The following is a 15,150-nucleotide window of genomic DNA, read 5'->3' as shown; positions in this document are numbered from 1 at the left end:
TTTACCCTATAACCTATCTAGCCTGCAAATTGATGCGGCCAAGCGTTATGGCTACAGCGCTAAGCAGGTTTTAGATATTTGCCAAAATTTGTATGAGCGCCACACCTTAATTACTTATCCGCGCTCCGATAGTCGCTACTTGCCCAAGCAGCACCATGGCGAGGCGCCGGAGGTGATCGCTGCGCTTAAGGCCAATAGTGAAGAGCTCGCTAAAGTCTGTAGCGAGGCCGATCCCAGGTTGCGCAGTAAGGCCTGGAACGATGCCAAGGTTGATGCTCATCACGCGATTATTCCCACCACCAAACGCCATGCTGCCAGCCAACTCGGCGAGGCGGAGCGGCGCGTTTATCAGTTAATAGCCCGCCAATACTTGGCGCAGTTTTATCCGCATTATCGTTATGCTCATAGCGAGGTCACTGTGCTGATTGCCGAGGGGCTGTTTAAGGCTAGCGCCAATCAGCTGCAAGACTTAGGTTGGAAGGTTTTGTTTCCCCGCAAACAAAATGACGAGGAACAGCAACTGCCGCCACTGCGCCAAGGACAAAAACTACATTGTATTGATGCCAGAGTGCTCGATAAACAAACTCAGCCGCCTAAAGCTTTTACCGATGCCAGCCTATTGGCGGCCATGACCGGCATTGCCAAGTATGTGCAAGATCCCAGCTTAAAGGCGGTATTAAAAGAGACTGACGGCTTGGGCACCGAGGCGACCCGAGCGGGGATCCTCGACTTGCTATTCAAGCGCGGCTTTTTGCTGCGTCAGGCCAAGCAAATTCATGCTAGCGACAGTGCTAAGGCTTTGGTCGCTGCCTTGCCAGAACTATGTGTTTGGCCGGATATGACCGCGCACTGGGAGCAGCAATTAAATGCCATTAGTCAGCGTCAGTACAGCTATCAGGCCTTCATGCAGCAAATGCAAAGCCAGCTGAATCAGTTGGTAGAGCAAAGCGCGGCGCTGAATGCTCAGGCCTTTGTCGGTTTAGCCAAACCCGCTAAGGCGGGGCGCCAAAACTTTGTTCGGCGTGGTAAAACTGGCGGTAAGCGCACAACTACTGCCAAGCGCACCAATAAAAAACGCGCCACAGCGGCGCGTTAGTTGTTTATTCAAGCCATTTACATAGCTGGGTAAACGTAGCTGGCACCCAAGCCTAGCGGTAAACCCAAGGCCCAGTAGGCGAGTAGGAATAAGGTCCAGAAAATAGCTAAGGCAATCGAGTAAGGCAGCATGGTGGCGACCAAGGTGCCGATACCGGCATTTTTCATGTATTTCTGACAGTACACAACTACCAATGGGAAGTAAGGCATTAATGGTGTGATGATGTTCGAGCTAGAATCACCAATACGATATGCCGCTTGCACGAGATCGGGTGAGATGTTCATTTGCATTAACATCGGTACTAGCACTGGTGAAATCAGCGCCCATTTAGCCGATGAAGAACCCACAAATAGGTTAACCAATACTACTAATACGATCATGCCCACGATGGTGGCAGGCGCTGCCATACCAATGGCTTGTAAGAAGTTTGCCCCCTTAACCGCCATTAATACCCCAATGTTAGACTGGCCAAAAGCCCAAACAAACATAGAACAGAAGAAGGCCATTACAATGTAGTGGCCCATGGTTTCCATGGTTTTAGACATGGCCGCTACTACGTCGTTAGAGTTTTTGAAGCTGCCGTTGAGGTAGCCAAAAATCACCCCTGGGATCACAAAGAAGATGAAAATCAGTGGCACAATGATTTGCATCATCGGTGCGCTAAAGCTGGTGAGTGAGCCTTGTGCGTCGCGCAGGCTAGAGTCTTCGCCCCAAGCGGCTAATACCAATAAACCAATCAAAGCTAACATGACTAAGCTGGCCACTCTAAAGGCAAAGGTTTCTTTAGGGTTGCGAGAATGCATGTCTGTGGCAGAGACTTCATCTTTGGCAATAGGGCTATTTTTTTGCAGACGTGGCTCGACGATTTTATCGGTGATGTACCAGATAGTCGCCACAATCGGTATGCAAGAAGCCGAAGCAAAGAACCAGTTATTTAGCGGGTTTACTCTCATTTCTGGGTTAGACAATTGAGCCGCACTTTGGGTGAAGCTTTGTAATAGTGGGTCTAAGCCTGAAGGGATGAAGTTAGCACAGAAACCGCCAGAAACACCGGCAAAGGCTGCGGTAATACCGGCGATGGGATGACGCCCCATGGCATGGAAAATAACGCCAGCTAAAGGAATCACTACTACATAACCGGCATCGGTGGCGACACTAGAGATTACGCCGATCATCACCACTGCGGGGGTAATCATTTTAGCTGGTGTGACTTTCAACATCGCTTTTAACGCGGCATTAATGTAACCAGAACGCTCGGCTACGCCCACACCTAATACAGCTACCAACACTACGCCTAAAGGGGCAAAGCCGGTGAAGATTTTCACCATGCTGGTCATCCAGGTGGTGAGCCACTCAGCGCTAAGCAGGTTATTGATAACAATGGCTTCGCCACTGCGAGGGTCAATTTCAGTAAAACTGAGCTGCGCGAGGGCGGCGGAGATTAGCCACACAATTAACATTAAGCCAAGGAATAACATGGCTGGATCGGGCAGTTTGTTACCGACACGCTCGATCACGTCTAGAAAGCGGGCTATGCCTCCCTTATTTGGGATCGGCTCGCTGGTGGTGGTTACACTCATATATACCTCTGGGTTTTTCTAAACTCTCTGGTTTAGTTCTTTTTGTTGTGATTAATTAGTAAAACGGATAAAAAATAAGCTCATTAAGCCACAATAGTTTTTATTGCTATTTTTTGCTTTGATTTGAGTTAAAAAAACTTATTTTAAATCATTATTAGGGCTAATGCTTGGTGTTTTTTATGGATCTTGCTCATAAATTTGTTTGAACTTGGCTGTTTTTTGCTTTGTTTTTAGCCAATGAGGCGATGGAGTAGGTTAGGGTTTTTGTAGCGTAAAAAACTATTTTTAAGAAATATGTAAAGATAAATAGTAGAATAATAACGCTTTTTTATAAAATAAAGCTGATTTGTTGGCGCTGGGCCAGCTTGACCCAGCGCGACGTTTTCTGCCCTAATAGCCTGAGATTAAGGCTGCATAAATGCGTTGATTTGCTGCAGCATTTGTTGGTAGTAAGGATTGTAGGTGAGGCGCTGAAAAGTAGCGTAACGTTGCAGATTTTGCTTGCGGGTTTCCCCCTTAACTACCTCATTGTTTTGCTTGCAACGTAGATAACTGGGAATGTCCTTTAAATAATGGCTACAGTTGCGGTAAACCCCGTTTTCACCGTAGTAAGGGTTGCTGGGCGCGTTAATGGTCGCCGTGTGAGCCACTTGCTGGATTTGCTCACAAGAAGCTGTGGCGCAGCGGGGAATATTAAGCTGAACTTGCTCGCTTAAGCCTGCGGGCAGGCTTTGCTGGTCACCGTAATAAATTAGCTGGTGTTGGAGTTGCGGATTGGCTTGTTGCCAGCGTTGTAAGATGGCGAGGCTGGCTTGAGTATTAATAGTTTGATCGTACTGGCTGGCTACCATTAGCAGGGGGATCGCCGGTAATTGCTCGGCCTGTTTTAACTCTTTTCCAAGTAGTTTCATCAAACTATAGACTTGAGCCCCAGCGTTGGTGGCAAAGGATTCGTACTTAGCAAAATCAATGTCGGCGTCTTTGCTTAGCCAAGTGCGGAACCAACTAGCTGGTTTAGCCAACCAAGCCCAGTTACTGGCCGCTTTAGAGGCGGGAGACCACAGCAGCAGGCCTTTTACCTGTTCACTGTTTTTCGGGTGCTTGAGCAAGTGGCGCAAAATTAGCGCGCCGCCGGTAGAGAAACCGCCCAAATACAGTTCTGAATAATCTTCACTGCTGCGGCTAATGGCGTAGTCTGCCGCTTGTTGCCATTGCCGATAATCAGTATTGACTAAGTCGGAAGGGGCGGTGCCATGGCCGGGTAATAACAGTGTTCTTACGTCATAACCCTGTTGGTAAAAAAACCAAGCTAAATCATGAAAGTGAAACGGAGAGTCGGTTAAGCCGTGAATCAACAATACCGCTTTATCATTATTAGGATGGTGCAGTTCAAAGGGAGCGAGTAATTGAATCACTTTCACTGGCCCCAGCCATTTTTGCTGCTGGGCTAAGCGCTGGTAACTGGGCGTGCTTATTGGGCAAGCCATCATCGCCCGAGGGTTGCGTTGAGCAATTAGCTTTTGTGCATAGTCGAGGTAGTCTTGGTAACTTTGCTCGTTAGAGTAAGCAAAGCTAGCTAATTTGGATGGGATGGCTTGGCGATAGGGAGCTTGCTCTATGTAGTCAACCATAAGACCAGCTTGCTGGTTAATGGATACGCAGTCTTCGTTGGCAGGACTTAGCTGAGCAAGGCTGCTAAAACAGACCAAGCCAAATAGCCAAGTGATGCCCGCTAATATCAATCTGCTAAGCCTAGTTGTTTGCATTGTTTATCCTTAAACCCGCGATGTATTGAAATACAGCTATATAGTGTATTCATAAAATAAGCAATCGACTAGCCAGTGGCCTTACTTCGCTAACTCATTGAGCTGGTGAGTTAAGCGCCATGGGCTAATCGCTTTGCTTAGTGCAAATATTACTGAATATAAATAATTTAAAAATCATGCTGTTGCACTTAAAAAAAGCAGTATGGGCTGAGCTAACAACGTCGGGCTAAAGTAGATTTATGCTAAAGTTAGCCTAAGCAGGGATGAGAAACGATAGGTTAATGGCGTGCACTACGACTTAGAAGGGCGGAGCAAGCAGGCGAGTATTTTGTTGGTTGATGACGAACTACTCAATCGTGAACTAATGAGCGGATGCCTGAGTGATGATTTTACTATTTATAGCGCGGCCAGTGGAGCAGAGGCTTTACAGTTAGCCGAACAAAACCCTCCAGATTTAATCTTGTTGGATATTATGATGCCGGAGATGGATGGCTGGGAAGTCTGCGCTAAGCTTAAAGACTCACCCAGTTTGCGGCATATTCCGGTTATTTTTATCACTTCGCGCAACGATGATGAAACCCAAATACAGTGTTGGAATGCCGGTTGTGTAGACTTTATCAATAAACCAATTAACTTTGTCACTTTAGAGCATCGGGTAAAGACCCATATTTCGTTGAAGCTAAAGACGGAGTTTCTTATTTCGATGTCGATGCGCGATGGTCTCACCGGCATCGCCAATCGCCCCGCATTAGATAAAGATTACATCTGGATAGCCGGTTATTGTCAGCGTAAGCACTCGTCAATGGCGGTGCTGATGGTTGATTTAGATTATTTCAAAAAATACAACGACGCCTATGGGCATTTGGCCGGTGATGACGTGTTGATTGCCGTGGCTCGGGTCTTAACACAAGCCTTACAGCGCGCTTCCGATAAGGTTTATCGTTATGGCGGTGAAGAGTTTGTATTGTTGTTGGCCGATACCGATGAGCTAGGCTGCCAAAGCGTTGTTAATAACATCAATCAGCTGTTAAGCGATTTGTCCATTACCCATGCTTCATCGCCATTTAGGCGGGTAACTTGCAGTATTGGAGGCATTGTTTATCCCGAGGGGGCTATCACTACTGAACTTCGTCGCTCGTTGAGCTTAGCCGATGAAGCTTTATATGAAGCCAAAGCGAAGGGGCGAAATACCAGCGTAATCAAACAAATTAAGCAGCTAAAGTAAGGATCCGCTATGCAGCTTCGGTTTTTGGGATGGGTGATTTCGCTGGGCTTAGTCTTGCTGTTTGGCATGGCTACTTACCAGTACACGGAAAGTTTAAGAAACGATATTTTTGCCGACGCTGCGGCGACTTTGCATACCGAGGCCGAGCAGCAGGCCACCCGGATGCGCGAAGATATAGAAACCAATATCGACATCGTTAAGTTTCTGCATACTACCCCTCCCATTGCCGGTATTACTCGTGCGCTGAGCCATCAGCGAGTGGACCCTTATGATGGCACTACTCTTGAGCAATGGTGTGAGCGTCTAGAAACGATTTTCCAGTCCTTGATTGAAAACAATAGCGATATCAGACAGCTGAGGCTGATTTCGGTAGAGCAAGCGGGCCAGGAGTTTCTCCGGGTGGACAGAGAGGCGGGACGGGTACGGGTGATGCCTAAAACACGTTTGCAGAATAAGCAGTCAGAGCCCTATTACCATACCGCCGCTGCGCTTAAGGCCGGAGAGGTTTATGTTTCTTCAATAAACTTAAATAAAGAGTACGGCAAGATAGTGTATCCGTTTCAGCCCACTTACCGCATAGCTTTGGCGATTTTTTATGAAGACGGAACTCGCTTTGGTTTTCTGATTATGAATATTGACGCTGGTAGTTTACTTACTCCCTTTCTCGAAGCTAAAGGTTTGGCCGATGAATTTTGGCTGGTAGATAACGAGGGCTATTTTGTCAGCACACCTAAGGCGGCTAAGCGTTTTACTCAGCAATTAGACCCCAATGTGACCCTGCAAAATCTCTATCAAATAGAGCGTGATGAGGTTAAAGGTCTATTGCTTTCTGATAAGCAAGGACATCGACAGTGGATAGCCGATGAAAAGATTATCTTTCAAGGAGCGGATACTGAGCGGCGTTTGTTTATCTATGCGGTAATGAGTTATGCAAAGGTTGAACAACTTGCTAAAGCGAGACGCAACGAGGTGTTGTACTTTCTAGGCGGCGCTCTGGGATTTGTATTATTAGTACTGGCGATGTTTTTCCGCTCGTACTCTACCAGTAAGAAGTTGAATAAGGTGAACTCCACCTTTGAAGCAATTGTAGCGGGTGCCTCTGATGTGGTGATTTGTATTACCCCGCAAGGCATTGTTAAAGCTTGGAATAATGCCGCGGTATCTTTGTTTAGTACGCCTAAATACCTCGCCTTAAATAAGTCGATTGAGCAGCTCGTCGCACTAGATCAGCATTTGCTGTCGGAGTTAATTAAAAAAACCATCGCTAGCCAGTCTACTCACGCTTTTTCGGATTCCATTACTTGGCCTAATCAAGTTAAGAGTTATGTTGAACTTAGCATTTCCCCGATTCAGGATAATACCGCCAGTGGAATAGATTCCTTGGTGATAAATCTACGTGATGTGACCGAGAGCGTGCAAGCCAAAGAGGCCCTAGAGCAATATAACGCCGAGCTAGAAGAGAAGGTGGAAGAGCGAACCCAAACCCTCCAAGAATACAGCCATCAACTCAAAATCGCCCATCAGCAAGCCATGGAGGCCAGTGACGCCAAAAGTAATTTTATTGCCACCATTAGCCATGAGATGCGCACGCCGTTAAATGGAATGATGGGATCTTTAGGCTTGATGAGACAAGATCCGCTAAGTCCGAAACAGCAAAAATATTTGAGCATGGCTGAAAGTAGCGTCGATACGCTAGCTGTATTGATTAACGATATTCTGGATTTATCTAAAATTGAGTCCGGTAAACTAGAAATCAACCTGCAGCGTTTCTCACCGCGTCCGCTGATTGAAACATTAATTCAAACGTGCGCGCTCAAGGCTTATGAGAAAGGCGTAAATGTGGTTGTAGATACCAGTGACATCGACCATAGCCGGCTTTATTCCGATCCCAATCGAATCAAACAAATTCTTAATAACTTAATGAGCAATGCGATTAAATTCACCCAGCAGGGAGAAATCAAAATTATCGCCGCCACCCAAGAGCTCGATTCAAATACGGTACGTTTAAGTGTTGAAGTGATTGATAGTGGCATTGGCATTGCCGTAGAAAATCAGCATCGTTTATTCCAGCGCTTTTCTCAGGAAGGCTCTGATACGGCGGTTAAGTTTGGTGGCACTGGTTTGGGTTTATCTATTTGTCGTGAGCTGTGTGAACTAATGAATGGCAAAATCGACTTTGAATCAAATTCTGGCGAGGGTAGTCGTTTCTATTTTCATATCGATATGGATGCCTCTTTGTGTAGGCTAAGCGAGTTGTCTCAGGCCTTGAAGGGACAGCAAATTGGTGTTGTTACTACCGACCAAAGTTTAGCGTCGGTATTAAGCAAAAACCTTAGTAGCTGGGGGGGCGGTAGCCTGCTGCTGGACAATGATGCACCGGTCTTAGGCGAGTTAGATGCGCTTATTTTAGATGGTGACTTGTTGGATGAGCAGGCTTGGTTAGCTCGTTATCAAGCCGCAAACTGCTCTCTCCCACCCATTATCATCAGTTTAAGTTATAACAATACCTTGGGGCCGCATTTGCTTGAGGGCGAACCTGCCCTAGTCAAACTGGCCAAGCCTTTAGTCAGTGATGACTTGTTAGATGCGCTGCAGGGGCGTGTGCAAGCAAGCCTTATGAGCTTAGAGGCCAGCCAACAAGAACAGTTACACTATGTCGACCTCTCTGGCTTACGTATTTTGTTGGTTGACGACAATCAGATTAACCTAGAAGTGGCTCGTGGTTACTTAGAACCGCGACAGGCCGAGATTAGTTGTGCCAGCAATGGCCGAGAATGCCTAGAGTTAGTTAAGCAGGCTCATCTTGACGGCAAGCCATTTGACTGCATTTTGCTGGATTGTCAGATGCCAGTGATGAACGGTTATGAGTGCGCCAGCGAGCTGCGTTATAACGCCAAAGATTACGGCAGTGCCAGCATCCCCATCATCGCCATGACCGCCAATGCTTTTGCGGGGGAAAAAGAAAAATGCCTTTCCTATGGGATGAGTGATTATCTTACCAAGCCGGTTGACCCGAAAATTCTATTAGACAAAGTCGAGCAATGGACTGCAGAAGCACGAGAGGCGAGGAGCCGAACCTCTCCTTCTGCGCCGGCTAACCGCGATTACCAGGGGTGGAACCGAGCGGCAGCACTGAGCCGCATGCGTGGTGCGGAACACTTACTCAACAAGGTGTTAGACATTTTCCTCGATTCATCGACCAACTACATGCAGTCTTTGGGCTTGGTTGTAGAGCAGCAAGACGCGCCCGCGATTGGCGAGTGGAGTCATAAAATAAAAGGCTTTTGCAGTGAGATTGGCGCCGAACACTTGGCGGCTATTATGGCGGATATTGAGCAACAAACTCGTCGGCAAGCTGATTGTGATTTTGCTCTAATAATGGACTATTACCAACAAGCAAAGCAAGAGCACCAGCAGCTGTTGGCAGCCATCAGCGAGTCTCGCCAGCCTAGTGCTGAATGATGCGTTTAAAATAAAAAAGCCCCAAATGGGGCTTAATGATTAACGGTTTTGGCGGGGCTTAGGCCACTTTAAAGTCAGCACTGAGTAAATCTTCAGCTTTTGATGAAGCCCCCACCAAGACCTTAAAGGCACCCGGTTCTACCACTTTTTCAAGTTGTGCGTTAATTAGTGCTAGATCTTCGTAGGGCACGCTAAAGTCAACCCGGCGGCTTTCTCCAGCGGCTAGTTCAACCCGCTCAAAGCCACGTAATTGCATAACCGGTATAGTGACCGAAGCCACACAATCACGTATATACAGTTGAGCGATTTCAATGCCAGCACGTTGGCTGGTATTTTTAATCTGCACCGATACCTTTAAGGCTTCGCCTGCGGCTAAATCTTGTGAGGCGCTCAGGGTAGGATTAGCGACTTGTAGATCGCTGTATTCAAACTCGCTGTAACTCTGCCCTTCACCAAAGCTAAATAAGGGCTGTTCAGGCATGTCGATGTAACGCTCTTGATGGTTTGTTCTACCCGATATAAGGGCGTGCCAACCTTGGTACTTGTTGTAATACACTGGTAATTGCCCTACGTGCACCGGGAAGCTAATGGTGAGTTTACCGCTTGGGTTTAGGTCACCCAATAGCAGTTCGGTTAAGGCTATGCCGCCTTTGGCTCCGGGGTTAAAAGCACAAACTATGGCGTCGGCATGTTGTTTCACCCAGGGAATAGTCAGCGGTTTAGAGGCCATAAATACCACCACTAAAGGTTTACCAGTGGCTTTTAGCGCTTCTAGCATGGCTTGCTGGTGGCCGCTTAGGTCGAGATTGGCACGGTCGTGGAATTCACCGTGTTGGCTGAGTATGTCGCCCACACAGGCCACGATCACATCACTGTTAGCGGCGGCATCAACGGCGGCTAAGATCTCTTCAAAATCGGCTTCAGCAGGGGCGGCACCGCGAACATAGCTTAGTTCACAACGGCCTGCGTCTGCGGCGGCTTGTAAGCCTTGGCGCAGGGTTACGCAGTCTCTACGATGGAAGCTATCGTCGGAGGCGCCTGCTTGCATCGAACCAAAAGACCAGTCACCTAACTGGGCTACTACATCATCGGCGTTGGCGCCACACAGTAGTATTTTAGGTTTGTTGGCTTCGTCTAGTGGTAGCACTTGTTTATTTTTTAACAGGGTTAAAGATTGGCGGCTGGCTTCTAATGAAGCATGCCAGTGCACCGGGTTACCCAGTATTTGTGGTTTTTTACTAAGGTCGGTGTAACGGAAGTCATCGAATAAGCCTAGTTTAAACTTGTAGCTTAAAATTCTGGCTACGGCGTCATCCACCAATGCCACGTCCACTTCACCTTGATTCACTAAATCGATGGTATGTTGATAGAACGACGGTGTGGTCATGATCATATCGTTGCCCGCTTCCAGCCCCAGTTTGGCGGCGTGGCGTAAGTCTTCGGCAACCCGTTGTTTGTCATGCAAAGAGCCAACATTATCCCAGTCGGTAACGATGAAGCCATCCATACCCCATTGGGTTTTAGGAATGTCGCGTAATATCCAACTACTGGCGCTGCAAGGTAGGCCATCGATGGCCTGATAGCCTGCCATCAGTGTGGCTACTTTGGCTTGTTTTACTGCTTTCTCAAAAGGAGGCAGAAATACTGATAGCAATTTACGTGGTGAGACTTCGGCTTCATAGGCATCACGACCGCCAGTGGTTTCGCCATAGGCTACGTAGTGTTTGGCACAGGCGAGAATTGTGTCATTGGCTGCTAGGTTTTCACCTTGATAGCCGTGAATAGCGGCGGCGGCCAGCTCGCCAATTAACCAAGGGTCTTCACCAAAGGTTTCATTGATGCGTCCCCAACGGCTATCGCGACCGACACACAATACCGGAGAGAAGGTCCAATGTAGACCACAAGCACGGGTTTCTACTGCCGTTACATGGGCCATGCTTTGGCTTAATTGCTTACTCCACGCACAAGACAGTGCTAGCTGGGTTGGAAATACCGTGCTGTCGTTTTCAAAACAGTGGCCGTGAATCGCATCAATCCCAAAGATAAGTGGAATCCCTAGGCGGGTTTTGGCGGCGCGCTGTTGTAGTTCTTCCACCATGTCGCCGGTGCAATGCAGGTAACTGCCAACGTTCCATTGCTCTAATTTATCCACGTTGTCTGACATATTGGCTGGAAGCTGCAGCATTTGCCCGACTTTTTCTTCTAAGGTCATCAATGACATTAGGTTTTCGACGCGCTCAGCAATACTGAGTGATGGATTGGTATAGGGCTGCGACATTAACAGTTCCTCTCGAAAAATGTGAATAATGGTTTAGGCTTAATCGATTTTCGCCTTCATCGCGATAGCCAAGGCCTTGGCTTATCTTAGATAAGTTTGGGTATGAAATACTTAAAAGTAAGCGGTTTCATGGAAGTTGTTGCTGCTTTTGGGGGCTAGCTAACATTCACCGAAAAAAGCTAAAGCCTTGTCAAATTTAGACATTGAATTTGCCGACGGCTTTTGGGTAATGAGGCTTGCTAAAGCCGCTGCTGGAGAGCAGCGGCCAGAGTTAACGATTTAGTTCAACTCTAACTGGTAGATGCTGGTGGTGCCTGATACTTCATTGCCCACTGCAATGTAGTGGCGTCCTAAGCGAGAGAAGTGAGTGATGGACTCGGGACCTAAATCACCGGCCTTAGGGTTGTATTGGCCATTGGCACAATCACCGTCTTCATCCACTTCAGTGCATACCTCTTGGCTAAAGTCGCGGCGATTAACAAAATCTAATAGTTTGGGTGAATCAGGCTGCGAAACGTCGTAGGCAGCAATGCCGCCTTGGCGTTCTAGGCCGATAAAGGCGATATGAGCGCCGTTAATCTCGGCGACGGTGAGCGCTTCAGGTTCTACACCTTTGTCATCGGAGCGATCGTCGCTGGCTTGGTTGTCGTTGCTGGTATTCCAATGTTGTTCACTGTTGGCCAGGTCTGATAGCTGGTTACCGCTATCAAAAATCCGCTGTCCGTCTAGGTCAAAAATGGAAAAGGAGCGGGCACCAAAGCTGTATACCGTGTCCTTAGGCCCAAGTTGTTTTTGGTCGGCGACGACTTTGAGTCGACCAATGGCTTTTTTATTGGCAATGGTGCCTTTCTTGCCAAAACGCTGCTGGTCCATCAGCGGGTGGGCTGGGTCTATGTTGAGTTTATAGGCGCGGGTTTCATCGCTATAAGAGATGCAGTCGTCTTGTTCGCTTTGGTATTTAGCCGCATCCTCATCTTCGCCGCCTACTTGGTATTGTTTGCCGTCCCAACTGTGGCCAGCCTGCTCACATTGGGCTTGGCTGCTCTGATAAAGGTATTCGCGGCCGTCACCCTCATTGGCGGTGAGCAGGTAATCTTTTCCGTTGACCTTAAAGCTGGCGATGGAATCGGGCATATAGTAACCGGCTAACTGTGGGTAGCTAGCTTGAATGAATTTGCCATCTTTATTGGTGAGATCGAGCATGGCACCGTCTCCGCCCTCTTCTAGCGAGGCCCAACTTTTACTGCCCAAGCCTTGAATGGTTTCTATGTGGCCGTTGGCAATGTTGATGCGTGCAATAGCATTGTTTTCTTGTAGGGATACTATCACCTTACCCTTGCTGGTTAAGGCGAGGTATTCCGGCTCTAAGTCTTGCGCTACCGTGGCGCCCATGGGTGCAGGCAAGCGCACAGCTTTTAATTCGCCGTGGCGGGTTTGGCCTTGGTTGAAGGCCCTAAAATCCACTTGTTTGACTTTAGCTTGGTTATTGGCAAAGCCACCCTGCAAATCAACAATGGTCACCGAACCTTCAGGGTCATTAGAGTAGTCGCCATTGGGTTCGCCCTCGTTGGCACTCAGTAGGTAGCGGCTATCATCGCTCATGGTCACCATGTCGGGCAGAGCACCCGCAGGGTAGCTGTTGATTAGGCTTAAATCATCGGAGCGATAAAGCGCAATGATGCCATTTTGTTGTTTATTTGCATGTTGAATGGCCACCGCCACTAAGCCGTTTTTAGCCACCACACTATTGGCGTCACCAATGCTGATGCCGGCATTTTTTGCCGCTGCTTGTAGATCAAGTTGGCCGACCTTGCTGGGTTCACTGTTGTTATTGCCCAGTTTAAGAATTTCTACGCTCTGCGCTTTGGCATTCACCACGTACAGCTTATCGCTACAACTATCATAAGAGACAATTTCCGCCGAAGAGCTATCAAATTCACTGCCCGAGAAGTGACTGGCCACCCAGTTCATTTTTAGTCCTTTAAAGCTGCCGCTCGGCGGTGTTGCCGGCTTGCTTATACAGCTAATTAGTAACTGCTTTACTGCCGTGATCGGCGTCGCTTGCGCCAGCGCAATATTACTGGCGAACAATAGGCTGAGCGTCGCTAGGGCGAAGGGTGAAGTGTGACGTTCCATGTTTATCTCACTGCTAAGAAAAAACAGCAGCTTATGACTTTTATGTGGCAGTTTTGTGTCACTTCCATGGCACCGCGTTAATGCGCTGAGGCTAAGTCAGCAAAAATTGAGGTGATCTGATTGCGTTCAGCAGCCGTTTTACAGCTGATACCCCACAGAGATACTTAAGGATAAGAAGATGAGATTTGCAAAATCAATTCTGTTACTAAGCTCTGCTGTATTAATTGCTGGCTGTAATAGTGACGACGACCACCCCAATACCCCCATGTCTGCCGTTAGGGTTACTCATGCTAGTGCCGATGCGCCGCTCGTTGAAATAAAAGCCAATGGTGAAACCTTTGCTGGTTTGAACATGGTTGACTACCGCCAAGCCAGCGCTTGGCAGTCGGTGGCTTCTGGTAGCTACGATATTAGCGTGGACGCATTATTACCCAGTGGTGGGCTTGAGGTGATTGCTGCTAACTTGGAGTTTTCGCCCGATATGCAATATGACATTGTTGCACTTAACTATGCTGCGTCAATTGAACCCTTAGTATTAAGCCGCAGCAACCAGATGGTGGATGAAAACAGTGTGCGCCTAGATGTACTGCATGCTCATCCGGATGTGGGAGCAGTGGATATTTACTTAACTACCGCCGCCGATCTCGCCGCTGAAACCCCAGCCATTAGCAATTTGGCCTTCAAAGTGGATAGTGACGCCTTACCGGTTACCGTTCCGGCGGCAAACTATCGAGTTAGAATTACTGCCAGTGGCGACAAAACCGTGGTATTTGATAGCGGAGAAGTGGCCTTAGCCGGCGGTAGTGACTTAATGTTAAGTGCAGTGCCAAATACCGACCTTGGCGCTCAATCGCCGGTGAGTTTATTGCTGGCCGACGGTGATGGCGTATCGGTAATCGCCGATGCCAATGAAACCAGCCATGTACGGGTTGTGCATGCCGTTGATGATGCCCCGCTGGTGGATGTATTGTTGGGGTCTAACCCTGCCGTTGGATTTACCGACATCGCCTTTAAACAGTTTCGTTCTGGTGAGCTGGCAGCCGGCAGTTACGACATCAGTGTGGCGGCCAGTGCCGACAACAGTTTAGTGGTGATCGATGCGCCCAATACGCAGTTAGACGCGGGAGCCGAAACCAGCATTTATGCGGTGGGTAAACTTAACGCGGTGACTGATAATACTATCGAGCCGCTGGTGATTAGCGAAGATTTGCGCTCAGTAGCCTTATATTCGAAGTTACGTGTAGTGCATGCCAGCCCTAGTGCCGCAGCCCTTGGCTTAGTTGATATTCACGCCTCGGTTGACGGTAACTACAGCGCCGACACGGTGGTGCTATCAGGGCTTGATTTCAAAGACAATGCGCTGCTCAATGTGGCCGAAGGCACTTATTATTTCGCAGTGATATTAAGCTCGGACGACAGTTATACTCCCGCCATAGAAAGCATGGCCACGCTGGAAAATGGTGGCGTTTATTCTGCCGTTGCCAGTGATGACTTCAGCGATTTAGTGCTCAATCTTGATAACAGTACTCCTTAGCGGGGGGAGACCAGGCCCCATTACTGGGGCCTTGAGCTTGGGCTTTCTGGTTTGAGTGCGGGATTTTTAGTTT

Annotated in this window: 8 protein-coding genes; 4 read left to right on the top strand and 4 right to left on the bottom strand. The window is 48.1% G+C overall.

The features are described from left to right. Positions 1–1,096, top strand: a 1,096-nt coding sequence (locus tag ACQY6Q_RS02815; protein ID WP_427977620.1) for a DNA topoisomerase, incomplete at its 5' end; no start/stop codon positions are given. Between the two features lie 17 nt (positions 1,097–1,113). Here ACQY6Q_RS02815 and ACQY6Q_RS02810 read toward each other — a convergent pair. Both ACQY6Q_RS02810 and ACQY6Q_RS02805 read right to left on the bottom strand, forming a co-directional pair. Continuing rightward, positions 1,114–2,676: an AbgT family transporter gene (locus tag ACQY6Q_RS02810; protein ID WP_427977618.1), complete on the bottom strand. Its 1,563-nt coding sequence runs from the start codon at positions 2,674–2,676 to the stop codon at positions 1,114–1,116. 404 nt (positions 2,677–3,080) lie between these two features. Next, the gene (locus ACQY6Q_RS02805) at positions 3,081–4,442 is read right to left on the bottom strand and encodes an alpha/beta hydrolase (protein WP_427977616.1); all 1,362 of its coding nucleotides are present in this window, start codon (positions 4,440–4,442) and stop codon (positions 3,081–3,083) included. Between the two features lie 286 nt (positions 4,443–4,728). Here ACQY6Q_RS02805 and ACQY6Q_RS02800 point away from each other — a divergent pair, with 286 nt between their 5' ends. Together ACQY6Q_RS02800 and ACQY6Q_RS02795 are read left to right on the top strand one after the other, a co-directional pair. Continuing rightward, positions 4,729–5,667: a GGDEF domain-containing response regulator gene (locus tag ACQY6Q_RS02800; RefSeq protein WP_427977613.1), complete on the top strand. Its 939-nt coding sequence runs from the start codon at positions 4,729–4,731 to the stop codon at positions 5,665–5,667. A gap of 9 nt (positions 5,668–5,676) precedes the next feature. Beyond that, positions 5,677–9,129 (top strand): ATP-binding protein, encoded by a 3,453-nt coding sequence (locus ACQY6Q_RS02795; protein WP_427977609.1) that lies wholly within the window; start codon positions 5,677–5,679, stop codon positions 9,127–9,129. A 58-nt stretch (positions 9,130–9,187) separates the two neighbouring features. On the opposite strand, the gene ACQY6Q_RS02790 is transcribed toward ACQY6Q_RS02795, so the two are convergent. Beyond that, positions 9,188–11,407 carry a glycoside hydrolase family 3 N-terminal domain-containing protein gene (locus ACQY6Q_RS02790; protein ID WP_427977607.1) on the bottom strand — a complete coding sequence of 740 codons (2,220 nt, stop codon included), beginning with the start codon at positions 11,405–11,407 and terminating at the stop codon, positions 9,188–9,190. Between the two features lie 279 nt (positions 11,408–11,686). Continuing rightward, on the bottom strand, positions 11,687–13,543 hold the full coding sequence (locus ACQY6Q_RS02785) for a choice-of-anchor I family protein (protein WP_427977604.1): 1,857 nt from the start codon (positions 13,541–13,543) through the stop codon (positions 11,687–11,689). 178 nt (positions 13,544–13,721) lie between these two features. On the opposite strand from ACQY6Q_RS02785, the gene ACQY6Q_RS02780 reads away from it, so the two are divergent. Then, positions 13,722–15,077, top strand: a complete 1,356-nt coding sequence (locus ACQY6Q_RS02780) for a DUF4397 domain-containing protein (RefSeq protein WP_427977601.1) — start codon at positions 13,722–13,724, stop codon at positions 15,075–15,077. The last annotated feature ends 73 nt before the right edge of the window (positions 15,078–15,150 follow it).

Source organism: Agarivorans sp., from assembly GCF_050295395.1.
GTDB lineage: Bacteria > Pseudomonadota > Gammaproteobacteria > Enterobacterales > Celerinatantimonadaceae > Agarivorans.
The sequence above is the reverse complement of the archived record's forward strand: the minus strand, read 5'-3'. Positions and strand labels throughout refer to the sequence as shown.